Source organism: Frankia gtarii (assembly GCF_025403375.1).
Taxonomy (GTDB): domain Bacteria; phylum Actinomycetota; class Actinomycetes; order Frankiales; family Frankiaceae; genus Frankia; species Frankia gtarii.
In genome coordinates, this window is record NZ_JAMPTM010000053.1 from 1 (window position 1) to 24,308 (window position 24,308).

The 24,308-nt window shown below is 74.3% G+C and carries 19 protein-coding genes; 15 read left to right on the plus strand and 4 right to left on the minus strand.

Annotated elements, in window-relative coordinates:
- The 13 genes from NBZ83_RS10665 to NBZ83_RS10725 form a co-directional block, all read left to right on the plus strand.
- A partial coding sequence (locus NBZ83_RS10665; protein WP_261574876.1) for a hypothetical protein occupies positions 1-195 on the plus strand: 195 nt, incomplete at its 5' end.
- A 2-nt stretch (positions 196-197) separates the two neighbouring features.
- A complete protein-coding gene (locus NBZ83_RS10670) occupies positions 198-890 on the plus strand; it encodes a hypothetical protein (RefSeq protein ID WP_261574877.1) in 693 nt (230 codons plus the stop codon).
- Between the two features lie 6 nt (positions 891-896).
- On the plus strand, positions 897-1,949 hold the full coding sequence (locus tag NBZ83_RS10675) for a hypothetical protein (RefSeq protein ID WP_261574878.1): 1,053 nt from the start codon (positions 897-899) through the stop codon (positions 1,947-1,949).
- 16 nt (positions 1,950-1,965) lie between these two features.
- Positions 1,966-2,646 (plus strand): phage baseplate assembly protein V, encoded by a 681-nt coding sequence (locus tag NBZ83_RS10680; protein WP_261565097.1) that lies wholly within the window; start codon positions 1,966-1,968, stop codon positions 2,644-2,646.
- A 40-nt stretch (positions 2,647-2,686) separates the two neighbouring features.
- Positions 2,687-3,088 carry a PAAR domain-containing protein gene (locus NBZ83_RS10685; RefSeq protein WP_261565098.1) on the plus strand — a complete coding sequence of 134 codons (402 nt, stop codon included), beginning with the start codon at positions 2,687-2,689 and terminating at the stop codon, positions 3,086-3,088.
- 1 nt (position 3,089) lies between these two features.
- Complete coding sequence (locus NBZ83_RS10690; RefSeq protein ID WP_261565099.1) at positions 3,090-3,563, plus strand: GPW/gp25 family protein; 474 nt, start codon at positions 3,090-3,092, stop codon at positions 3,561-3,563.
- Between the two features lie 28 nt (positions 3,564-3,591).
- Entirely contained in the window at positions 3,592-5,343 is a 1,752-nt protein-coding gene (locus tag NBZ83_RS10695; RefSeq protein ID WP_261565100.1) for a hypothetical protein, read from the plus strand.
- 4 nt (positions 5,344-5,347) lie between these two features.
- On the plus strand, positions 5,348-6,706 hold the full coding sequence (locus tag NBZ83_RS10700) for a hypothetical protein (protein ID WP_261565101.1): 1,359 nt from the start codon (positions 5,348-5,350) through the stop codon (positions 6,704-6,706).
- A gap of 74 nt (positions 6,707-6,780) precedes the next feature.
- A complete protein-coding gene (locus tag NBZ83_RS10705; protein WP_261565102.1) occupies positions 6,781-7,269 on the plus strand; it encodes a hypothetical protein in 489 nt (162 codons plus the stop codon).
- Between the two features lie 28 nt (positions 7,270-7,297).
- Positions 7,298-8,251, plus strand: coding sequence for a hypothetical protein (locus NBZ83_RS10710; protein WP_261565103.1), 954 nt, complete (start codon positions 7,298-7,300; stop codon positions 8,249-8,251).
- 5 nt (positions 8,252-8,256) lie between these two features.
- Positions 8,257-9,387 (plus strand): coiled-coil domain-containing protein, encoded by a 1,131-nt coding sequence (locus tag NBZ83_RS10715; RefSeq protein ID WP_261565104.1) that lies wholly within the window; start codon positions 8,257-8,259, stop codon positions 9,385-9,387.
- Positions 9,388-9,487: 100 nt separating this feature from the next.
- Complete coding sequence (locus NBZ83_RS10720) at positions 9,488-10,069, plus strand: hypothetical protein (protein ID WP_261565105.1); 582 nt, start codon at positions 9,488-9,490, stop codon at positions 10,067-10,069.
- A complete protein-coding gene (locus tag NBZ83_RS10725; protein ID WP_261565106.1) occupies positions 10,069-11,922 on the plus strand; it encodes a hypothetical protein in 1,854 nt (617 codons plus the stop codon). The genes NBZ83_RS10720 and NBZ83_RS10725 overlap by 1 nt, the downstream gene beginning before the upstream one ends.
- Positions 11,923-11,928: 6 nt before the next feature.
- Here NBZ83_RS10725 and NBZ83_RS10730 read toward each other — a convergent pair whose 3' ends face one another.
- On the minus strand, positions 11,929-15,156 hold the full coding sequence (locus tag NBZ83_RS10730; protein WP_261565107.1) for a hypothetical protein: 3,228 nt from the start codon (positions 15,154-15,156) through the stop codon (positions 11,929-11,931).
- A gap of 111 nt (positions 15,157-15,267) precedes the next feature.
- On the opposite strand from NBZ83_RS10730, the gene NBZ83_RS10735 reads away from it, so the two are divergent.
- On the plus strand, positions 15,268-17,388 hold the full coding sequence (locus NBZ83_RS10735) for a hypothetical protein (protein ID WP_261565108.1): 2,121 nt from the start codon (positions 15,268-15,270) through the stop codon (positions 17,386-17,388).
- 173 nt (positions 17,389-17,561) lie between these two features.
- On the opposite strand, the gene NBZ83_RS10740 is transcribed toward NBZ83_RS10735, so the two are convergent.
- A complete protein-coding gene (locus NBZ83_RS10740; protein ID WP_261574879.1) occupies positions 17,562-20,006 on the minus strand; it encodes a sensor domain-containing protein in 2,445 nt (814 codons plus the stop codon).
- 230 nt (positions 20,007-20,236) lie between these two features.
- Here NBZ83_RS10740 and NBZ83_RS10745 point away from each other — a divergent pair, with 230 nt between their 5' ends.
- A complete protein-coding gene (locus NBZ83_RS10745; RefSeq protein ID WP_261574880.1) occupies positions 20,237-21,589 on the plus strand; it encodes a phosphotransferase family protein in 1,353 nt (450 codons plus the stop codon).
- Here NBZ83_RS10745 and NBZ83_RS10750 read toward each other — a convergent pair.
- Positions 21,586-22,239: a response regulator gene (locus NBZ83_RS10750; protein WP_261574881.1), complete on the minus strand. Its 654-nt coding sequence runs from the start codon at positions 22,237-22,239 to the stop codon at positions 21,586-21,588. The genes NBZ83_RS10745 and NBZ83_RS10750 overlap by 4 nt on opposite strands.
- Entirely contained in the window at positions 22,230-24,269 is a 2,040-nt protein-coding gene (locus NBZ83_RS33320; RefSeq protein WP_261574882.1) for an ATP-binding protein, read from the minus strand. Before NBZ83_RS33320 ends, NBZ83_RS10750 begins: the two co-directional genes overlap by 10 nt.
- Between the last annotated feature and the right edge of the window lie 39 nt (positions 24,270-24,308).

Genomic DNA, 24,308 nt, shown 5'->3' on the forward strand with positions numbered 1-24,308 from the left:
CCGCCGCACCCCGCCGCCCGCGACCTCGCCGCCCGCGACCTGGGCACTCCGGACATGGGTTTTCGTGACATGGCTACTCGTGAAGTCGGCGCCGAACCGCTGCCCGCCGCGCCGGACATCGAGATGGTCATCGAGGCACTCGCGTGGCGGCTGGAGCAGGCGGTCGCGGACCTCGGCCTGGACCCGGAGGAGTAGGGATGGCCGGGGACGACACGGGGGGCGCAACGCCCATGATCGGAGACACCTCGCTCACCGCGGCGCAGTGGATCCGCCAGGAGACCGGCGCCGGTCTCGTCGCGCTGCGCGTCCCCGGCCTCGAGGGCAGCCCGCACCAGCGACTCGGCCGCTGGTCCCACCGCGTCACGATCTCCGGGCTGCTCGTGGGCGAGGACGCCGCCGACGACCTCGCGTCGTTGCAGAAGCTCGCCCGGGACGGCACCGCCACGACCTTCACCGCGGACATCGTCACCGCCCTGGAGATCCAGCGGGTCGTCGTCGAGTCGTTCGTCGCGGAGCAGGTCGTCGGCCGGCCCGGCCAGTACGCCTACACCGTCGTGCTCGCCGAGAGCCCACCGCTGCCGCCACCGGCGCGGGTGAGCGCGTTCGGCGGGCTCGACGGTATCGGTGATCTCGGGGGGCTCGATGATCTCGGTTTCGACGGTCTCGACGACACTCTGGCCGGGATCGCCGATCAGGCCGGCGAACTCACCGGCGCGCTCGACACGGCGCTCGCCGCCGCCGCGGCGGCCGCGGGCCTCGCCGCCATGGCCGGCGGCATCGACGCCATCGACAACCCGCTGCGCCCGCTGCTCGACACGACCGGGCAGCTCGCGCCGGTCGGGGACGCGGTCAGCGGGATCCTCGGCAACCTGCGCGGGCTGCTGGGGTAGGTGTCGATGACCGGTTCCCCGCCACCCGGCTCTCCGCTCGCCCCGGCATGCGCGGTCACGCTGGGCGGCCAGCGGTGGACGAGCCAGGCACTTGACGTCGACGTGCTGCTCGCAGCGGCCCCGCTGGTCGGTACCGCGCGGGCGCGGTTGCCGGCAGGCGCGCCGGTCGAGGCGGCGCCCGGCGACAGCGTCGTCGTGGAGCTCGACAGCGGGGAGGCGGCGGCGACCGTGTTCACCGGCACGGTCAGCGCCGTGCGCCGCGAGTTCGGCGCGACGGTGGTGACGGCGGTCGACGCCGCCGGAGCGCTGGCCCGCTACCGCCCGGCGACGACCTACGAGAAGGTCAACGCCGGCACGGTCATCCGCGCGCTGGCGGCCGACGTCGGGGTCGGTGTCGGTGCCGTCGACGACGGCGTGGCGCTCGCCTTCTACGTCGCGGATCCGGCCCGCACCGCCCTCGACCACGTCGCCCGGTTGGCCGCCTGGTCCGCCGCCCTGGTCCGGGTGGACGCGGAAGGTAACCTGATCGCCACGGCGGTCGGAGCGTTGCAGGCCGACCTCGCGCCGCGCTACGGTCGGGAGGTTCTGGCTCTGGCACAGACGACGCACGGCCATGACGTCGAGGCGTTCACCGTCGCCGGTGAGGCCGGGGCCGGCTCGACCTCGGCGCCGGAGGCGCTGCGGCCGACCTCCGACTTCTTCGCCGGCCGCCGCCCCAGCGGGCCGGACGCGACCCACCGCTGGCGGTTCGAGCCCGCGCTGCGGACCACCGGGGCGGGCGGCACGGCCGGCGCCGCGACGGAGTGGCGCTACCGCGCCGGCCGGCGAACGGGATCGATCACCATGTTCCCGCAGCCCGCGCTGCGGCCCGGGAGTGTCATCGAGGTCGCCGATCCACCGGATCCGCTCGTCCGGGGTCCGTTCTGGCTGGATCGGGTGCGGCACCGGTTCGGCGCAGCCGGCGCGTACACCACCGCGCGGTGGCGGACCGGCGGGCCGGCATTCAGTCCGCTGGCCGCCGTCGCCGGTTCGGCAGCCTCCGGGCGGCTCGGCGGATGAGCACCCGGGGGTCACGATGCAGGAGATAGTGGACTCGATCCGGCGGATCGCCCGGGCCGAGGCCGACCGGCTGTGGTCGTGCGCGCTCGGTGTCGTGAGTTCCGTGCACACCGGGGACGACGATCCCGAGCTGTCGTGCACGGTCGCGCTACGCGAGACGGGTCTGGTGCTGCCCAGGGTGCCGATCGCGGTCGGGGTGCTGGGGCTGGCCGCCCCGCCGGTCGAGGGCGACCTGGTGCTCGTCGTGTTCGCCGGCGGTGACCCGCACGCCCCGGTCGTGGTGGGGCGGCTGTACGACGAGCGGGTCGCGCCACCGAAGAACAGCCCCGGGCAGGTGGTGGCCTGGCTGCCGCGGGCGGAGGCCGACGACACGAAACGGCTCGAGATCGCGCTGTCCACCCCCGGGGACGGCACCCGGACGGCGGCGCTGACGCTCGCCGGGGACGTGGCGGTGACCATCACCGTCACCGACCAGCTGGTGACCCTCGCCGTCGGCGACACGACCGTGCGGCTCAGCCAGTCGTCCTCCTCGGACGGCAAGGTCGAGGTCGTGGTCGGCGACTCGACGATCGTGGTCGAACAGTCCGGTGACGTCACCGTCAGGGCGGCCGGGAAGCTCACGCTGTCGGGCGACAACGTGGAGATCTCGGCGACCTCCGAGGTCACCGTCGCCGGACAGACGATCAAGCTCAACTAGGACAGCCGACCAGACCGGCACGGCGAACGAAGGGAACGCGATGGGGCAGCCCGCGGCGAAGGACGGCGACCAGGTGGTCGGTACCGACACACACATCGTGCTCGTCCCGTCGGGGCCGGCCCTGGTGCCGACGCCCCTGCCGCACCCGTTCACCGGCCGGCTCTCGGGCGGGCTGGCGGCGTCGGTGCTCGTCGAGGGCAAGGCGGTCGCGGTGGTCGGCTCGACCGCCGATCACACCTCCGGCCACGTGCCGACCCCTCCCGGGACAAGCTTCCAGCGGCCACCCGCCAACCGCGGCGCCGTGCGTTCCGGTAGCGCCACCGTGCTCGTCGAGGGCAAGGGGCTCGCGCGCGCCGGTGATCCGGTCGCCACCTGCAACGACCCGGCCGACGCCCCGGTCAGTTCCATCGTCGCCGCTGGCACCGTGCTGGTCGGGGGATGACGTGGCCGCGAATCTGGGCGTCGACCTGGCGCTGACCCGGTACGTGCCGGTCGCGACCGCGGCGCCGCTGGACTTCGTGCACTCGTGGGGGGCGCTCGACCTCGCTGTCGCGCCGCGCCGCGTCGGGACGCGGGTGACCGCGACGAGCGGGCTCGCCACCGTCTCGGGCCGGGCGAACCTCGCGCAGGCGCTCATCACCCGCCTGCTCACCCCCCGCGCCAGCCTCGCGGCCCTCGGACACCCCGGCTACGGCAGCCGGCTCGCCGAACTGGTCGGCCGCCGCAACGATGCGGCGGCCCGCGACCTGGCTCGGCTGTATGTCATCGAGGCGCTCGACCAGGAGCCGCGGGCCACGCTGCGATCGCTGACGGTACGGGCCGACCCGGACGCCCCGGATGTCGTCCTCATCGCGTTCACGGTCGCCCCGCTCGGTGACCCCGAGCCGCTCGGCCTCTCGCTGGAGCTGGCTACGTGAGGCGCCCAAGCGCCGGCGGAGCCGCGCCATGACCTTCGTGGACCGGGACTACCCCTCGATCGTCCGCGACATCCTCACGACCCTCACCGGCGGTGTCGCGGCGGAGGCGCACCGCGTGCGCCTCGACCCGGACCGCGCGCTCGCCGACATCCACCTGCTGCGCCGCCCGGTGGCACGGGTGACGGCCGTCACCGCGTTCCTCGTCGACGGGGACGGCGCGGCGATCCCCCTGGGCCTCGACGACTACCAAATCGTGGCGGACGCCCGTGACGCCGCCGACCTCTCGACGCTGCGGCTGCTGCCGGCCGGGCGCGCGCGGCTGGCGCCGAACGCCAACGCCAACATCGACATCGACATCGACATCGTCGTCAACTACCAGCCGCGCACCACCGACCCGCCTCTCGTCACGGACGTCGCGGTCGGCAGCGTCGCGCGCACCCTCGTCGAAGCCGTCGCCCGCGAGATCGCCGGCATGTATCTGCAACTCAACGCCGCCTACGACGCGGCGTTCCTGGACACGGCCACCGGCGGCTCGCTCGACCGGGTCGTCGCGCTGCTCGGCTACAGCCGCTACCGCGCCGGTCGCCCGGTCGGCGCGGTGCGGTTCTCCCGCCGGGCCGGCGAGAGCGGCGAGATCACCATCGCGGCCGGCACGCCGATCGCCGACGCCGCAGACACCCTGCGCTATGAGACGACGGAGTCACGCACCATGCTCACCGGCGAGAGCACGGCGCGTGTGTCGGTGCGCGGCGCGACCGACACGACTCCGGCCGTCGGCACCGGCGTGCTGACCGTCATCCAGCGGGCGATCGCCGGCGTCGACACGGTCACCAACGATGCGCCGACGAGCACCGCCTCCCAGGACGAGAACGACACCGAGCTGCGCGCGCGGGTCCGGGTGGCGCTCGCCGCCGCGGCCAAGGGCACCGTCGCCGCGCTCACCCACGGCCTGCTCGCGCTGCCGGGCGTGCGCGCGGTCAACATCACCGAACAGCCGGACGACCTGCCCGGCGAGATCGAGGTGTCGGTCAGCCTCACCGACCCGCCGGCCGACGGGAGCATCCCGGCCGCGGTCATCAACCGGATCGACGAGCTGCGCCCGGCCGGTGTCCGGGTGCGGCTCGCCCGGGCCGAGGACGTCCACCTGGCCGCCCGGGTCCAGCTCGTGCTGGCCGGCGGGTCGGTGCCGATGCCGGCGGCGGACCGGGCCCGGCTGCGCGCCGGGGCCACCGCGACCCTGCTTGACCGGGTCAACAAGCTGCGCGTCGGCCAGCGGGTGCGGGTCGGGGCGCTCCAGGCGGCGCTCGTGGACGGCGACACCATCCTGGACGCGGTGGTACGGATCGGTCCGCGCGGCGGCGAACCCGGTGCCGCCGGAGCCGACGTGACACCCGGTCCCGGTCAGGTCGCCCGGCTCGCCGCGGCCGACGTCGGCTTCGACGACGACCAGTTCGACGCGCCGCCGGCGGCGGTCGCCGTCCCGATCGGCGTCCACGCGGCGGCGCGGCCCGCCGGCCCCGAGGTCGACCCCGCGGCGCTGCGGGCCGGGGTGACCGCCCGGCTGACTGCCTACCTGGCGACGCTCACGCCCGGCGCGAACGTCACCGCCGCGGCGGTGCTCGCCGCGGTGCGCGACGACGCGGCATACGCGCTCGACCCGCTCGGCCTGGTCGTCACGTTCGCCGCGGGCGACCAGTTCGTCGACGTCGCGGTCGGCGGGCACACGTTCACGGTGGCGCCGGGCCAGCGGTTCACGCTGCTCGGCGTGGAGGTGGGGTGATCCGGTGGCCGCTTTGGACCGCATCCTGGAGGTGCTGCCCCCCACCTACGCGGTGGACGAGGGCAGCGCCGTTCGCGAGTTCCTCCGGGCGATCGCCCGTGAGCTCGACGCCGCGGCGGCCGACCTCGACCGGATGCGGCGCGCCCGCTGGTTCGCCACCGCCACGCGACTGGCCGATCTGGACCGGATGGCCGCCCTCGTCGGCGTACGCCGCCGCTCCTGGGAAACGGTGCCGCTGCTGCGGGCCCGGGTCCGGACGCTGGTCAACGCCCGCCTGGACGGCTCGGTCGGCCCGGACGCGATCACCACGTACCTCCACGAGACGGTCCTCGGCATCGAGCGGGCGCTCGGCGGGACGCTCGTCCCCGGGCTCGCCCGCCGCGATCTCCAGGCGGCGTTCCGCGCCGACGCGCGACCGGGCTGGCGGCCGCTGGGCTTCGTGGAGAACCCCGAACGGCGCGTGCGCGGCGCCGCCCTCGCGTCCCGGGCCGGCCGCGTGCCCTACCTGCATCGCTGGACCGACACCAACCACGGCCTCGGGCCGGCCCCGGTGACGGTCACCGTGGTCGGCCAGTCCGGTGGCCGCACCGCCGTGCCGGTGCTCGTCAACCTGACCACCGGCGAGGCCATCGGCTACGCCGGGGTGGCGCGGGTCGGGCAGCGGCTGACCATCGGACCCGCCCCCGGCCAGCCGCCGGACGGCCGGGTGGCGCGCGCCGTACTGGCCGACGATCGCGGCGCCCCCGACCGCGACGTCACGGATCGGGCGTTCAGCCTGTCCGGGTTCCGGCTGGGCCGGCCGTTCGGCCTCGCCGACGCCGAGGCGGGCGGCCCGCGGCTGCCGACGCAGGCCCGCGGCGACAACCGGTGGATGTACGTCTCGGGCGCGCTGTTCGGCGTCGACGGCCTAGACGCCACCTACCTGCAGATCACCGACGAGCCGCTGCGGGAGGGCGTGTTCGACGGGTCGAACTTCGACGAGGCCGTGTTCCCGTCCGGCACCGCGGCGACGGTCACGCTGGAGTGGACCGAGCAGGAGCCGGCCGCGTTCCGGGTGGTCATCCCGCGCGGCCTGGTCGCGCTGCCGCGAGCGCCGGGCGGGGCGGCCGGGGCCGGCGGCCCTAGCACCCTGGTCGGCGAGATCGCCGAGCTGATCTCCGGTGACCTCGCCGACCTGCACGCCGCCGGGGTGCGGGCGCGCCTGGTCCTCGAACCGTTCACCGAGCGGCAGGCGTCCCGGGTGCGGGTGCGCCTGTCGTGGATGCGGCCGCCCCGCCAGATCGCCTCGGCCGGCGAGCGGGTCAGGCTCGGGGTGGGCGGCCGGTTCGGGCAGGCAGGGTTCGGTCAGGCGCGCTTCGAATAGCGGGACGTTCACGAACAGCGGGACGTTCACGAACAGCGGGACGTTCACGAACAGCGGGAAAGGGAGTCGAGGACATGCACGGGAGCGACGGGCGGCGGATCCGCGGCCGGTTACGGCTCGACGCGCGGGCGCCGGACGGACGGTTGCTCGCCCGCCGCCAGGCCACCAACGCGGTGCTGCGCGGCGGTGCGGAGCTCGTCGCCCGCCGGCTGGGCGGGCTGCCCGCCGACCCGATCACCGCAGTCGGCGTCGGCTTCGGCACCGAGGCGGCCGACGCCGGGATGACCGCGCTGGCCCGGCCGGCCGACGTCTCGATCCCGGCGAGCGCGCTGACCAGCCCGGTGTCCGAGGGCGAGATCACGATCCAGAGCGACGGGCCGGACGCCGTCCTGCTCTCGGTGGCGACCGTGTTCCATCCGACCGCGAAGCTCACCGACGTCACCGAGGCCGGCCTGCTCGCCGGCGACCGGCTCTACAACCAGGTCGTGTTCGAGCCGGTCACGCTCGACGTCGACCAGGACGTCACGTTCTTCTGGGAGATCGACTTCCCGTTCGGCCGGTGAGCCGGCCCACGACGACAGGACTCGGCCCGTGACGGCACTCAAGATCAATATCCTCGGCTTCCCCGCGATCAACAATGCCCTGACGGTGTCGGTCAGCGACCCGTCCACCGGCGCCGTCGTCGGGCGCGGGCAGCCCTTCCTCGACGGCACCCTCACCCTGGCGCAGGTACCGCCCGGTGCCTACGAGATCGCCGTCGAGCATCCGAACCTGGCGCTGCCGGTGCTGCGTCAGCCAATCCGGGTGCTGCCGATCGGCGACACCCAGGTCTCGCTGCTGCTCGATCCGAGCCGGCTCCGCGACACCCCCATCGCGGACATCCCCGACGCCAACCTCGGCCCGGTCCGGGACGCGACCACCACCGTCGAGCAGACGGTGCGGCCGCTGGCGGCGAAACGTCCGGGCGAGGCGATCACCGCCGCCGACTGGAACCTGATGGCCGGCAACCTCGCCGCCGTCGCCAACGCCGTCACCCAGCTGACCCGGCTGGTCACCCCGGTCGGCCACAACCACCCCGAGCTCGAGGCAAAGGCCAACGAGATCCAGGGCAACGTCACGACGCTGCTCGACGCCGTGACGACGGCCATGAGCGAGCTGCAACGCCAGATCCAGACCCAGCGGATCCGCAGGCAGGTCGACCAGCTCGCCGACCGGGCCGGCCTCGGCGCGGACAACGTCCGCCGGCAGGCGCTGATCGACGCCGTCGCCCAGCTCGACCGCGGCGTGATCGACCCACCACCCCGGTTCGCCCAGGTCGCCCGCGGCGTCGGCGTGCAGGCACAGACGGTCCTCGGGCAGGTACTCGACGACCATGCCGGCGACCCCGACCTGGCGCTGTCCCCCGAGGTGAAGGCGCTGAGCCAGTCGATCGACCTGCTGCGCGCGACCAACACCACCTCCTACGCAACCGAGCTGACCCACCTGCGCAAGTCCGACCTCACCTTCGGCACCGGCGGGCTGTCCGCCGTCCTGAACAGGGGATGACGGCGATGGCGACCACCGGACGGCTCGGCGACATCGCGGCGCTGACCGATCAGCTCACCCCGCTGGCCGACCGGCAACGGGGGATGCCGATCGAGGCCGCGCAATGGAACACGCTGGTCGCGGTGCTGCGCGGCGTCCTGGAAATCGATCGCGCCCAGGAGAACGGCCTGGCGCAGTCGCTGGCCGACACCTACGCCAGAGCCGACCATCAGCACCTCGGCCAGGTCACGCTGGCCTGGCTCGACCCCGACCTCGCGACCCGCCTCACCGACGCCGGCGGCTCGGTGTCGGTGCGGACCGCCCTCGTCGATGTCGCCGCCCGCCTCGACGACGCCACCCGCCGCGTCGCCGCACTGGCCGACACGGTGGAGCGCGGGCAGAAACGCACCGACGACGGCGCCGCGGACGAGCTCGCCCGGTCGGCCAGGCTGCGCGCACTGGAGGACAAGCTCGCCGTCCTCGACGGCCTGCGTGCGCTGGTCACATCCCTGTCCGCCGCCGTGGCCGACCTGACCCCCTCGGTGCGGGCCGTCCTGGAGCTGCGCGCCGAACTGACCACCGCGGCCGGCGGGCCGATCAACGTGCGCGGCCTCGCCGGGGACGTCGCGACCACCCAGGCCGACCTGCGGGAAGCGACCCTCGGGGTGGACGGGCGCCCGCTGCGGCTGCGGGACATCGAGATCGTCATGCGAGAGACCCAGGACGCGCTCGGCCTCGGCGAGGGAGTCCTGGAGGCGCGCGTCGACGCGCGGGTACGCAAGGCCGTCGACGCCTCCTCCGCAGCGCTACGCGCGGCGTTCGCCGACCAGCTCGACTCCCGGGCCGCGGCGCTGGAACAGCGGATCGACACCGGGCTGGCCGACCTGGACACCCGCATGAACGGCACGCTCAACGCGCGGGCCGAGCAGGTCGAGCGGGAGCTCGGCACGCTGTCCCAGGCGGTGGACGGGCGCCTGAGCGGGTTGGCCGACGAGATCACCTCCCGGATCGTCGAGCAGACCGCCGGCCGCATCGAGCCGGCCGTCCTGGAGAACGTCCAGGGCGCGGTGCGGACCATGGTCAACCAGGCGGTGGGCGACGTCCAGACCCGGCTGAAGGAACTGGAACTGCGGGTGCGCCGCCTGGATCAGCGCTGACGGCCGGGCGGGCGGTGGTGACGGTGATGGCTGCGTGGGCGGGCCGCCCGGTCGAGGCGGGCCCGGTGGTGCTGGCGGGTCCCTGGGTGGCGGCGGGGCGGTGCCCGTGCTGAGCGCGCTGGAGGAGCGGCTCGTCGCCGTCGTCGCCGGGGCGCTTGCCAGCCGGCCCGGACTGGCTGTGGCCGGTGCCGGCACCGCGCCGGACACCCTGGCGGCGGGCACGGGCCGCCTGGTCGTCGGGATCGGCGACGCGGTTCCCGACGGCGTGCACGGGTTCGCGCGCGAGGACCCACCGCCGGGTGGCGGCCCGCCGGCGATCATACGGGTCCTCTCGTTGCGGATCACCGTGACGATCGCCTTCCGCCGCCGCGCCGCCACCGACGACGACGACGGGCACCGGGCGGCCCGGCGCGCACTGCTCGATGACGCGACCCTGGTCCTGCACGCCCTGGACGCGATCCCGGTCCGGACCGGGGCGGCGCTGCGGCCCGCCGACCCCGCCCCGGGCTTCGTCGCGAGCCGGGTCGACCTGGCCTCCTTCACCGTCGCGGCTCTCCCCACGGGCGACGAACAGAACGGGGTCGCGACGTACGTGGCCCAGGCACTGGTCTGGCCGCCGGAGCCGGGGGAGGCGACCGGCCTCATCGAGACGGTCGACGTCGATCTGGGGACGGCTCCCTGATGGCCGGCGCGCGCCTACCGGCGCGGGCGTTCCTGCTGCCCGCGGACCTGCCGGGGATCACCCTCGCCAAGGTCGCGGCGCTCGTCCTGGACCCGGCCGTGGTGGCCCTGGACACGGTGTCGTTCCCGGAGGGCGGCGGCGACGTCGACCTCGAGCTGTCGGTGCCGTTGCGGCCCGGGATGGACGAGGTCGTCGTCGACGAGGCCCAGCTCACCCTCGAGGCGGCGGACATCCCGCTGGCGATCACCCGCTGGCGCGCCGCCGCCGGCCCGGAAGGCCGGGGCGCCTTCCTCATCCTGGACGTCCCGGCGCGGCTGGGTCAGCTCACGCTCGACCCGGCGAACGCGCCGGCCGGTGCCTTCGTCGTCGTACGCGCGGCGACACTCGGCCCGGACGGCGCGCCGGTCGCGGGACCCCCGCTGTTCGCCGGGCCGGGGTTCGACACCGGGCCGATGCTGCCCCGGGCACTCGCCGGGATGGTCGTGGAGGGCTCGGGCGACCAGCTCGTCATCACGCCACCGCTGCCCCAAGGACAGTCCTGGCTCGTGCAGTTCGCCACCGGGACCAGCCCGGCGGCGCTCACGCCGGTCGCCGGGCAGCCGACCATCACCCGGGTGACGGTCGTCCCCGCGCCGGCCGACGTCGCGCTCCTGCTGCGCGGGCGCGGGCCGGACGAGGCCGACACCACCCTGTGGCGCCACCCCGGCGCGCTGCTGCCCGACGCCGGCCGCCAGCTCGCCGACTTCACCCCGGCGGCGGGACGCCGGCTGAACCAGGCGCTGACCGTTCCCCCCGGCGCCACCCCGGCCGCCACCCTCGCCCTCCCGCTGCGGCTGCGTTCCGCGAGCGCGGGCGCCATGCGGCTCGGCGAGCAGATCCTGCACGCGCGTTACGTCGTCCACCCGGCGGCCGGTGCGCCCATGCCACTGACCTTCGACGGGGACTGGGTCGACCTTCCCCTGGACGCGCCGCCGCTCCGGCCGTCGGTGAGCACCCTGACGCTCAGCGCGCGTCATCTTGGCCGCCAGGTCAACCCGGGCTCGCCGCTCCCGCCGATCGCTCCGCCGTCCGGCGGGGTCCGAGTCCGCGCCGACCGGATCATCGCCGCGGCGGTGTCCTGGAGCCCTGCCGACACCCCGACGACCGGGCCCGCCGGGTCGACCGCGTCCGCCAGGTCCACCGGGCGCGCCAAGTCCACCGGGCGCGCCGGGCCGGCGCCGGCGCTCGCCGTCGTGCGGCTGCTCGTCGCACCGGTCGGGGACACCGAGCTCGTCGCCGAGGTCCGCGCCGACGCGGCCGGCGCCCCCGGCGCCCCGCTTGCCGGGCCGCTGGTCCTGCGCCTGGACGAGCGGGCGCGGCCGGGCGGGCCGCGGTGGGTCAGCCTGGCGCTGCCCGTCCCGGTCGCCGTTCCCGCCCCTGCGACGTTGTGGGTCACGGTCCGCGCCAACCTCGGCGAGCTGCGCTGGTTCACCGCCGTCGACGGGCCACCGCCGCGGGTGAGCGTCGACGGCCGAGCCTGGGGGAAGACGGACGCCGGCCTGGCGCCGCCCGGCCGGCCGTGGCTGCGGCTGCTGCACACGGTCGACCCGGCGGCTGCCCCCCCACCGACGCTGGCCTTCCGGCGCGGCGAGATGCCGCTGGGCACCGTCACCCTCACCCCGACCGGCCGGCCCGGGGAGTACACCGGGCCCTCGCCCGCCACACTGCCGGCGGCGGTCGTCGACGCGCTGGCCGCCCCGCCCTCCCCCGGCGCCGACGCGCCCCGGCGGGTGACCACGTTCTCACTGCTGACCACGGCCGCGCTGCGCCTGACGGTGACGGAGCTGACCTGCTCCTACGACCCCTTCGGCTGAGCGCCGTCAGGGCAGCGCCGCCCGGAGTTCCTCGAAGGCGGACCCGGCCTCGGCCAGCCCGGTGGTCACCTCGTCGGCGAGCACGTGCACCGCGGCCAGGACCCGGGCGAACAGCGCCCGGACGTCCAGCTCGCGCACGGTGGCGACGACGGTGGTGTAGGTCTCGATGACCGGCGCGAGCAGGACGGTGGGGCGCAGCTCGTCGGTGGCGGCGGCGATGTCCCGCTTGATCTGCTCCACCGGGCCACGCGCGTCCCGGAACGGATCCCAGGCGGCGGTGTCCCCGACCAACCCGTCGATCGCGGTGACCAGGTCGGCGAGCGCGGTGCTCGGCCGGGCGGCGCCAAGGCCCGCCCGCAGCGACGTGAACAGCTGGGCGATCTCGGCCGCCACCGGCCGGGCGTCCAGCGCTCCCACCAGCGCGTCCAGCTCGGTGGCCGCGGCGCGCAGCGGCGCCCGGACCGCCGTCTCGGCCACACCTCGCAGCACGTCGCGCACCGCTGCGTCGAACGCGTCCGCCCCCGGCCGCAGCCGGTCGGCGACCAGGGCGAACACCTCGCGCAGCGCCGCGCCGAGATCGACACCCGGGTTCCCGCCGGCCCGGGTGACCCACGCCGCGAGGCTGTCGCGGACCGGGGCCAGCGGCTCGAACGCGGCGCGCAGGGCAGTCGACAGCGCGCCGAGCGGCGCCGCGCCGACGGCGGCCAGCCCGTCGAGCAGGCCGTCCATGGCGTCGAGCCGGACGAGCACGTCCGCCCGGGCGCCGGCAGCGACCGTGACCCGGCCGGCGGGGGTGGTCGCCACCAGCGCCGCCAGCCGGTCCCGGCGCTCGCCCGCCGGCAGCGCCCCGACCGCGGCGGTGACCTGGTCGAACGCGGGCGTCGCCGCGGCGACGACGAACTCCGGGTCGGCGGCGGTGATCCGGTCGCGGGCGGCGTGTACGGCCGCGCGAGCCGCGGTCAGCCCGGCGGTGAGGTCGTCGACCGGCCCCCGGCGCCCGGTGAGCCAGTCTCCGACGGTCGCGAACGACGCCAGGTCGAGCGCCGCGGCGGCAGGACCGAGCAGTCGCGCCAGCACCTGCCCGCCGGCTGAGCCGCGCCGTTCGGAGCCGGCGGCGGGCAGCAGGTTCTCGACGAGCTCCACGGCGCCGTCGAGAACGTCGGCCAGCCGGACCAGGTCGATCGCCGCCAGCAGCTGGTCGGTTCCCGCGTCCACCTGCCCGGCCCAGGCGGACAGCCCGATCGTCCGCCGGATCTCGGCGCGGGCGTCATCCAGGCGGGTGACGATCGGGTCGAGCAGCGGTGCCGGGTCGAGGGCGTCGACGGCCCGCAGCAGCGTGTCGAAGGCCTGGTCGGCCGGGGCGAGCAGGTCCTTCAGGCCCCCCAGGGAGCGCAGCGCGTCGCGGACCGGCGCGATGATCGCGTCCGGGTCGAGGGACTGGACGCGGACGAGGAACGGATCGAACCCGTCCCGCTCGACCGCCGCGAGCGACGGCCGCGGGTCGAGCCTGGCCAGGAAGTCGGCGACCTCCGCGAACGCCTGGGCCACCTCGTCGAGCAGCGGCCCGTCGATCCCGGTCAGGATCTCCGCGATGGCGCCGCTCAGCGGCTCTCCCACCGCCTTGCCGAAGTTGATGGCCTTCAGCGGGGTGAGCGCGTCGTGCAGGTCCTTGACGGCGCTGTCCGGCAGCAGGTCGAACGGGATCTTCGAGATCACCGTGGCGGCGTCGTGGACGAAGCCGACGGTCTGGTCCACGGCCGTGCCGATGGGCAGGCCCTCGATCGTGGCGGCGACACCGTCCAACGCGGCTCGTGCGGCGGCCAGCTGCCTTGCGATGTCCAGCCCGCTGACCGCGCCCGCGGCGGCGGCGAACGCGGCCGAGACCCGCCGCACGACCGAGTCGAGGGCGGCGCGCAGCGTGGCGACCTGGGCCGCGACGTCTGCGGCGACGGCGCTGATCGCGGCGGCGACCGGCGCGATCAGCTCACCGAGCCGGGTCACGGCCATGACCACCGGGTCGATGACGGTGTGGATCGCGCCCGTCACGGCGTCCAGGCCGACGGACTCGACGGCGACGCGGACCCCCTCCAGCGCCGCGCGCACCGTTTCCAGGGCGTCACGCAGGGCCGTGCCCACCAGGCGGACGGGCGCGAGCACCGCGTCGGTCGCCGTGGTGACCCGCGCGCCGATCCGGGCGACGTCGATCCCCCGCACGGCGGTGACCACCTGGTCCAGGCCGACCGCGACGGTGTCGGCGAACGCGGTGGGGCTCAGCGCGTTCGGCGTGGTCGGACGCGCGCGCAGGATCGGCTCGAGGCGGGTCACCAGCGTCTGGGCGAGCGCGCGGACGGGCGCGGTGGCCGCGCCGCCCGCCGCGGCGGTGGCGCCGGCGCTCGCCCCGGCGAGCAGGTTCGCGAGCGGGGTCGGGTCGAGCACCTCGACGACCACGCCCGCGCCGAGGACCAGCCGGTTGAGCGCGTCCGCGTAGTCATCGAGCACCGCGAGGGCCGCGGCGACGGCCGTGACGACGGTGTCGTCCGCCTCGGCGCCGCCGACCAGGGCGGCGAGGGCGACGCCGTCGAGGGCGAGCACCCCGGTGCGCGCCGCCGCCAGCGCGGCCGGGTCGCTGACCGCGGCCAGCGACCCGGTGAGCTCACCGACCCGGGCGGCGACCGTGGCCCCGGCCGTGATCAGGGCGATCTGGTCGGTGAGGGTCCGCACCGCGCCGGCCTGGCCGAGCAGGTCGGGCACCAGACCGGCGAGGGCCGGCGGCAGGGCTGCCCCGGCGACCGGGGCGAGCGCCCGCGCCGCCGCGGCGAGCGGAGCCACCGGCAGCCCGCGCAGCGCTTCGGCGCCGGCGACGAACCGGTCCACCGGACGGTCGCCCACCTGGGTCGACAGCGCGCTGACCACACCGGTCCGCAGATCGTCGAGGTGGGTGCCGAGCGCGTCGAGCGCGTCCACCGTCCGCGCGACGATCTCGGCGAGGTGGGCCGGGTCGGCAACCCCGGCGAGCGCGCCACCGTACTTGCCGGCGAGCGCGGCCACTGCCGTGAGCGCTCCGGCCGGGTCCGCCCCGGCGATGTCCTCCGCGAGCCCGGCGACCGCAGCCACGTCGACGTCGACGCCCGCCGGCGCGACAGCGTGGAAGGCGGTCGTCAACAGCCCCAGCGCGGCCGTCAGATCGAAACCGTCCGCCGTGAACGATTCTTCCAGCGTGTCCCGCAGGGACATGACTCCCCCCTCGCCGGTGATGAGGCAACGCTACGGCATTGCGTCGGCCACCGTCGAGTCCCGGGCGTATTCTGTCCAGGCCGGCCCGTCGCGGCCTGAAGGGGGTTTCCGATGGGGGACGTCTCCAGCCATGCCGAAATCGCGCGCGCGGTGATCCCACTGCTGCCGCCGGAGCCGGCGGCGCCCTTCTTTGAAATCGGCAACTGGTTGACCGACGTGTCCCAGTTCCGCGACCCGTTCGCGCACCTGTCCGGCAAGAAAACCATTTTCGAGCAGGGGCTGAACAGCCGCGCGGCACTGCCCCGGGTTTTCAACCTCGGGGATCTGGTCCTGCGCCTGGACAACTACCTGGACGAGTTGCTGGGCGTCGCGCCGGCAGACCGCGCGATCGGGCGCCGGCCGGGCGCGAACCCCGCCGCGGACCGGCCCGACGACGGCGCGCTGGCGAAGTGGATGCGCGACGCGCTGCTGCTGGCGACGTGCAATCCTCGCATCACCCCGGTGCTCACCCACCTGCCCGTGCTCGCCGCCCTCCCGAAGGACGAGATCAAGGGCGTCTTCGACGCGTTGTTCACGCAGTATTTCCCGCACGAGCACCTCGACTTCCCGCCCTTCCCGTCGGACCACCCCCAGCGCGGCGTCCGGGAACCGTCGACCGTGCCGGTGGCCGGCGAGCCCCGCCGGGTGCTCGCCTATTCCGAGGCGCAGCTGGAGTACGTCGCCGACCTGCTCACCGCGATCGAACGGGACTGGGCCCACGTCCCCGCCGCCGGCGCCGACCCGGCCAGACGCCGCGAGCTGTTCGCCCGGCTCGGGCACGCCAGCCACGCCGTCGAGGACTGGTTCTTCCACTCGAACTTCGTGGAGCTGGCCTGGCACATCGCCCATCCCGACCAGGCTGCGCCCCACGGACCGCTGCCGCTGGAGCCGACGACCCCGGCCCACCTCGAGGCGCTCGGGCCGGTCGCCACCGACACCACCCTGCAACGCCGCTTCCACCGCCGGCTGCGCGAACCCCGGTTCGAGGGAAACAGCGACGTGCTGCGCCGCGACGCCTCGGAGGAGGCCACCCGGTGCTACACCGGTTCCTTCGGTGGCGACGACATCTTCTTCACCCTCATCGACGCCCTCGGCAGCCGTCTCGGGGCAACGCGGCCACCGGGGCCCGCCAGCGCTCAGGCCGAGGGCCTCGACGTGCTGCTCACGGCGCTGTTCGGCACCGACAAGGAACGCAAGACGGCGCTGAAGAAGTGGAATGAGGGCATCAGGAACGGCCGCTGGGTGCTCGCCGCGCGAGTGCTGGGCCGGCTCGGCAGGTTGGAATCCTTCGAAGTCGCCGCGGTCGAGCGCATGTGCGCGCTCGAGAAGGATCTGCTGCACCGCTACTCGTTCATCGGGCTGGGCATCGTCGGCATGATGCAGAAGATCATCGAGAAGGGGCGTGTCACCGCCAAGAAGTCCCGCGAGCGCGGCGTCGCCCTCGACGAGGACCCCGCCCGCCGGATCACCGACGACCGGTCCGACAACGACGCGCCGGGCGAGAACATTGGCTGCCACAGCCTGATGTGCAAGGACAGCACCCGTGAGGAACCACTGCGGCAGGCCGCGGTGAACTGCGCGACGTCGGTCGCGCAGTACGTCACGAAGACGATGGTCGACCGCACCGCCGAAAAGTCCCCGGCCCGTCCCGACGACTTCGTCGACTGGGCGGAGCTGCTGCGGTTCTTCGTCACGCATCCGGCGCAGGTCCCCGGCGCGTCCGCGACCCCGTGGTGGCGGGAGCCGTTGGAGGCGGCGTCCCCGCCTGGCCCGGCGACCGGCCACACCGTCGTGATCGTCCCCGCCGCCGATGCCGGCCCGCGCGCCGAGCAACCCCACCTGGCCCCGCTCGAGCAGCCGTACTACGACGCGGCGGTGGACGCCGAAAAGCGGTTCAAGACCACCGTGGACACGCAGCTGGCGCTGAACTCGTTCCTCACCGGTCTGGTCGTCGGCGGCATCACCGGCATGGTCGCGGGGGGAGTCGACCGGCAGGGCGCAGCGATCGCGGAGGGGATCGGTCTCGGCCTGGTGACCGGGGCGACGGTAGCCGGCGCGGCCTCCGTCGTCGGCGCCGGCCTCGGGCTGGCCATCAACCGCCACGCCGGTGCGGCCGTGGGCTCGACGGGCGGCATCGTCGGCGGCATCCTGGCCGCATACTTCGCCGCCCGCGCGCTCACCGATCATCTGTAGCCCGCGGCGTCCGCACTCGGCCCCGCGCCGCACCGGCATGTTCATCGAGGGTCCGGGCGCAGTCGGAACAGGGCGGATGAGGAATCCGAGTGCCCGGCTGTGCTGATGTGTGCTGGGCCAAGGGAACCTCCAGCCGTCAGTGGCCGACCACCTTTTCGGCATCTTTGCGCGTTTCACCGGTCGCCGCGTGGGAGGGACGGCTGCGGGCCGTCCGGGTCGAGCAGGGGGCCTTCCACCAGATCGCAGTCCAGCTCCTGCAGGACGCGCAGCTGGGCCGGGGCCTCGATGTTTCCGGCGATCACCTGCGCACCCAGCAGGTGGGCGAAGTGAATGACGCTCGCGACGGCGGCGTGCTTCGTCCGGTCCCGTTCGACGCCGCGGACGTATCCATCGGCGATGCGTAGGCCGTCGAAGGGGAAACCGATGAGGCCGCGGGGGGCGGGGCTCACACTGGGGTCGCCGACGCCCACGAGTACGCCGAGTCTCCTGATGTCGGCGAGCGCTGCGGTGACGGCCGGGCGGCCCGTCCCAAGCTCGTCCTCGTCGAGTTCGACGCACAGGCGATAGCGGCTGCCGCCGCCGGTGTCGTGCAGCAGGGTGGCAAGCTCCGGCACGAACCGTTCGTCGGTGATGCAGGGGCCCCAGGCTGCGACCATGAGCAGGGGCGGCGGTTCGCCCGGTGGGCGCTCGTGCCAGCCCGGCTCACCGCTGGCGGCTCGGCCGGCGGTGCCCAGCGCCCAGCGGATGATCGAAACCCGAAGGTCGGCCTGCCGCAGCCGGGGAAGGATCTCGTCGAGCCGAAGCAGCCCGTTCGATGGCTGCTGCCAGTGCGGTATCGCTTCGGCACCCGCCAGCGCGCCGTCGGGGGTCCGGATCGGCTGGTATCGCATGGTCAGTTCGTGGGCGTCCTGGGCCCGGCGCAGGTCATCGGCGCGGGTCAGCTGGTCCATGAGTCGGGTGCGCATCGACTCCTGGAAGATCCGGTACCGCCCAGGACCGTCACGTTTCGCGGCGTACATGGCGATGTCGGCGGCATTGAGCAGCTTCTCGCTGTCCTGCAGGTCCGGGCCGGACAGCGCCAGGCCGACGCTGCCGGTCGCCACGACGCAGTGGCCGAGGAGCCGGCTCGGCGTCTCCAGGGTGGCGAGGACCCGTTCGGCGATGGCCTCGAGATCCGCCGGACCGTCGACGGCCTCGCACAGGACGGCGAACTCGTCACCGGCGAGCCGTCCCACCACGTCACCGGGCCGCACGGCCCGGGCGAGCCGGGTCGCGGTCGCGCGGAGCAGGTCGTCGCCGGCCTGGTGGCCCAGGGTGTCGTTGATCGCCTTGAACCCGTCGAGGTCGAGGAAGAGCACCCCGATCCGCCGGCCGTCCCGACCGGCTCGGCGCAGGGCCCGTTCGAGGTGCTCCAGCAGTGCGGTCCGATTCGGCAGGCCGGTGAGCCCGTCGTGCCGGGACTGGCGGCGGATGTCGCTTTCCATCTGCAGACGCAGGCACGCCGAGCCGAGCACGGCGGCGACGGACTGGACGAAGCGGGCGTCCTGGTCGGTGAGCGGGTCCGGTGCCCGCTGGATCTCGATGACCGCCAGCGGCCGATCGGGTCGCCCGACCTTCACCGTCAGACGGTCGACGGGCCGGGGCGTCTCGACCTGCACCGTCTCGACCTGCACCGTCTCGACCTGCGGGCCGAGGGGGGGCGTCGCCGGTGCCGCGCGTCGATCCGCGCGGGCGAGCAGGCTGCGCCGGTCCCCGCTTTCGTCCAGCTCATGCACCTGCACGAAGTCCGCCCGGAGATGGTCGGCCAAGGCCGTCACCGCCCGGTCCCACAACGGAGCCGGGTCCCGGGCCTCCAACGCCCGCTGGCCGAGGTCGGCCACCACCGCCTGCTCGGCCGACCGAGCCTGCAGGCTCGCCAGCGCCTGCTGTCGTTCGGTGATGTCGGTGGCCACCGCGGCGACGGAACCCACGTCACTGCCGTTGCCCGGGATCGGCACGAGATGCACGTCGAGGCAGCGGCCGAACACCTCCATGATCTCGTGAACCCGCTCCCCGGCCACGGCCCGTCGCATGATCGAGACTGCCTGCGGCAGATCGGCGAAGGTCGCAAAGACGGATGACTCCCTGGCCTCCCCCAGCCCCGCGGCGGCCTGCGGGTTCGCTGTCCCCTCGCTCACCAGCACCCGTCCGGTCCGGTCCACCAGGAACATCGACACCGGGGTGTTCTCCACCACCAGCCGCAGCCGGTCCTGTGCCGCGATCTCCTCGGACACGTCCTGGAAGTGGGAGAGAAAGTACTGCTCACCGTCCGGATCGGTCAGCAGGGCGATGGTGGCGAGGGCGTGCACGACGGTGCCGTCCGGGCGCAGCAGGCGAGTGATCATCCGTGCCCGGGGCTGGCCCGCCGCGACGCGCAGCCGGGCCTGGGCGTCCCAGCGTTCCCCGTCGTCCCCGACGGCGACATCGTCCCAGGTCAGGCCGGTGACCTCGGCCTCCGAGCGGCCGAGGAGGGCGCAGGCGGCCGGGTTGGCGCGCCGGACACGATGATCCCGGACGCCCGTCTCGATGACGGCGATGTCCAGCACCTCGAAGGGGTCCGGACGTTCTCCCTGCGTCACATCTGCTCACCCACTCAGCCGGCTTCACACCGGTGGCCGTACCCCCGAACGTACCTCTGGTGAGCAACTGCATACAATCTGTATCTGACATCTCCGGGCTTGACGGCATCGGGTGGCGCCGGCGGGCGAAGATCCCGGATAAGGCCACAGGTCCGGTGAGACCGTGACATCTGGTGCCGCGACGCTCATGATGACCTCCGTATCTGCCGCGATGGCGTTGGGAGGCCAGGTTGTCCGACCGCAGCGACGGGCACATCGAGTGGATCACCGGCTGGTTGGAACGTGATGTGGGCGGGAAGGTCGTGCGCATCGAGCGGCAGGCGCGGTGGCGCCCGGCCTGGTGGGTCGATGTCGAACGCGACGGCGTGCTCTTACCCTTATATGTGCGTGGCGAGCGGGTCGACTCGCCGTCGGCGTTCCCGCTCGCGCACGAGATGCGTTTCCAGTCGGTTCTGCAGGAGCACGGCATTCCGGTGCCGGCCGTCTACGGCTGGTCGGAGGAGCCGCGGGCGTACGTCATGGCGCGCGTCGAGGGACGGGACTCCTTCGACGGTGTGCCGGACGACGAACGTCGCCGGGCGATGGAGGACTACGTCGACATTCTCGTCCGGTTGCACGCGCTCGACGTGGCGCCGTTCGTGGATGCGGGCATCGTGCGCGCCGGTGCCGGTGAGGATCCCGGCTCGGTGGGCCTGCGGCACTTCGAGGAGTCCGCCTACCGGAAGTTGAAGAAGCGTCCCGACCCCTTCCAGGAGTTCGTGCTGGGTTGGCTGTCACGTCATCGTCCCGACTCGCGCGGTCGCGAGTCGGCGATCGTCTGGGATGCCGGCCAGCTCCTGCATTCCGACGGGCGTATCACCGCACTGCTGGATCTGGAGTTCGGGCACGTCGGCGACCCCATGCAGGATCTCGGGGGAATGTGGGTACGCAGCCCGTTCGTCTCCCTGGGCGACCTCGCCCCCCTCATGCGCCGCTACGAGGAACGCAGCGGCACTCCGGTGGACCTCCAGGCCGTCCATTACCACTACATTCTGTGGGCGCTGTCGAATCAGCTCGAGTTCCACTCCGTGCTCGCCGATCCGGTGCCCGGCACGGACTACATGCTCAACCTGCACTGGTGCATCGAGACGAACCTGATGGCGCTCGAAGGAATCGCCACCGTCGTCGGGGCGCAGCTCGCGGAGGTGGCAGAACCCGAGCCGGTCGTGTCGGCCTACGGGCCGGCGCACCTGCACCTGACCCGTTCCCTCGAGCGGCAGGACCTCGGCGCCGGCGCGCAGCGCTACCACAACCGCATGTCCGTGCGGCTCGCCCGACATCTGCAGCGGATCGACGAGATCGGGGCCGCGGTCGTCGCCGCGGACCTCGACGACACCGCCGCCCTGGTGGGTCGGCGCCCGCGGTCGTGGGCGGACGGTGAGCGGGAGCTGGAGAACTTCGTCCTCGCCGACGACGGCCGTCACGACGCCGAGCTCGTCGCGCTGTTCCATCGCCGCCTGCACCGGGCCCGCATGCTCAACGGCCCGGCGGGCTCGTGGATCACACAGCACCGTGACGTCCCGCAGCCCAGCACGGGCGTTTAGGGGCGCTCCCCGTTGAGGTAGGCGACGACGGCCCGGACGCGGCGGTGTTCGTCGGGGGTGGGGGGCAGCCCGAGCTTGGTGAAGACGCTGTTGACATGTGTTTCCACGGTGCGCAGCCCGACGAAGAGGCGGGCGGCGACGGCGGCGTTGGACAGGCCCTGGGCCATCAGGCTGAGCACCTCCCGCTCCCGGCCGCTGAGCGCGGCGAGCGCGCCGCTCGGTGACCGGCGCTCGACGAGGGCGCGGATGACGATCGGGTCGAGGACCGAACCGCCGGCGGCGACCCGGCGGACCGCGGCGAGAAAGTCGTCGATGTCGATGATCCGGTCCTTGAGGAGGTAACCCAGGCCGCCGGCGTCGGCGGTGAACAGGTCGAGGGCCCCACCGACCTGGACGTGCTGGCTCAGGAGCAACACGGCGGTGGCCGGGTGGTGCTCGCGGATGATCCGGGCTGCGCGTAGTCCCTCGTCGGTGAAGGTGGGTGGCATCCGGATATCAACGATGGCCAGCTCAGGTGCGGCCTCGGCGACGTGGTCGAGCAGCGCCTCGGCGGTCCCGACGACGGCGGTGACGGTGATGGCGTCGTCGGCGAGGATGCGCAGGATGCCTTCGCGGAGCAGAACCGCGTCGTCGGCGACGACTACGCGCATGGCAGCACCGCACATGGCAGCACCGCGCGCAGGTCGGTTCCACCGCCGGGTGGGCTGGTGACGGTGAGCTGGCCGCCGGAGGCGTCGACCCGGTCGGCCAGCCCCCGCAGCCCGGTGCCGGAGTCGAGGGTCGCACCGCCGGGGCCGCTGTCGGTGACGGCGACGACGAACGTTTTGTCCAGGCACCGGGCGGTGACGGTCACCGTCGCTCGGGGCGCGTGTTTGACGGCGTTGGCGAGACCCTCGGCGGCGACGAACCAGCCGGTCGCCTCGAGGCCGGGGCGGTGGCGGTGGTCGGGTGTGCAGAGCAGCCGCACGTCGGCGGGTTGGCGGTCGACGAGCTCGCGCAGCGCCGGGCCGAGTCCCTCGGAGGCCAAGGCCGCGGGGAGCAGTCCCCCGGCCAGCGTCCGCAGGTCGGCGACCGCGTCCTGGAGCTGTCCGACGGTCAGGTCCAGCAGCGCCGTCATGGCCGGGTCGACGGCGAGACCCTGCCGACGCTGTTCGGACCGTAGCCGCACGGCGAGGGCGACGAGTCGCTGCTGGGCGCCGTCGTGGAGGTTGCGCTCGATGCGGCGGCGTTCCGCGTCGGCGGCTTCGACGATCCGGGCTCGGGAGGCTTCGACCGCCGTGAGCTGCACGCGCAACTCGGCCTGCAGACGTGCGTGTTCGACCGGCATGGCCGCCGCCGCCAGCACCTCGACGAGCAGCCGCTGTTCGTGGGCGGGGATCGGCCGGTGGACCAGGCGGCCAACTTCGCCGTCGCCGCCGGCGAGCCGGCTGACGGTACGCCGATCGTCGGCGGGAACGGTCGTCGGCGTGCCGGCGCCGTCGACGAGACGGCCGGCGCCGTCGACGAGGCGGCCGTCGGCAAGGGCGAACGTCAGCGACAGCTCGGGATCCCGCAGCGCCTCGGCGAGAACGGCCTGCAGTTGTCCTGGCGCGGCTGGTCTCGTCCCGAGCTGGTCGGCGTAGGCGCGGACGCGGGCGACCGCGTCGAACCTTCGCCGGTCGAACCGCCGATCGATCGCGTCCTGGACGCCGCGCCGCGCCGGAGCGACGAGCGCGGCGGCGGCGAGGGTGGCGCCCGCGACGGCGAGGTTGCGCCCGTAGGCGACTCCACTCAGCAGCAGGCCGAGGCCGGCCGCGAAGCCGGCGTAGGTCACCGCGACGAGCGCGGTGAGGGTGCCGTAGACGAGGGTGCGGTTGATCAACCGGTCGATGTTCCACAGCCGGTAGCGCTCGATCGCGATGAGGATCACCGCCTCGGACGCGAGGGTGCCGGCCAGGTTGAGGCCCGCGTGCGGTGCGGCGATGTCACCGGCCAGGTTGAACGCGACCGCCGCCGCGCCACCGAACAGGTACCACTTCACCTGCTGGCGGACCTCCGCTTCGGCGTGGCGCAGGCGGCTGACCAGGCTCGCCAGCCCCACCGCCAGCCCCGTCGCGGCGGCCGCCGCGATCAGGACGAGGCACACAGCGGCGGCCGCAGCCGCCGGACCTGGCGGCTGCGGTGCGTCGGGCAGTAGCTGGTGGCCACGAAACGGCCAGCTCAAAGCCGCCACGGCGGCGGTCGCCGCCAGCGCGACTGCGGACGGGAGCGCCCCGGCGCGCCAGCGGCGTCCCGGCGGCCGGCCGTCAGGAAACCACAGCAGCGCCAACGGCGCGACGGCCGCGGCGGGAAACCGCGTCCAGAAGGCGACCCAGGACGCGGCCGGCCCGCCCGGCCACGACCCCGGGTCCACCAGGTAGACGTGCCGGGTCCACACCGTCGCGGCGACGAACACCGAGCGGGACACCCCGACCAGCAGGAACAGCCAGGCCAACCGGTTACCCGGTTCGCGGTGCAGGACGGCGGCACCGAGCAGCGGGAACGTCGACGCCATGATGACCGAGAATCCCGGGTCGCCGGTCGCAAAGGCCCGCCAAGTCAAACCGTCGCGCACATCGACGACGACCGCCGCGACGGCGAGCGCCACGGCGCACGCCGCGAGCAGCCACAACCACCGCTCGCCGCGGCCCGTCACGCTCACCCGCCCATGGTGACGCAGCCGGCGCCGCATCGCCTCCGT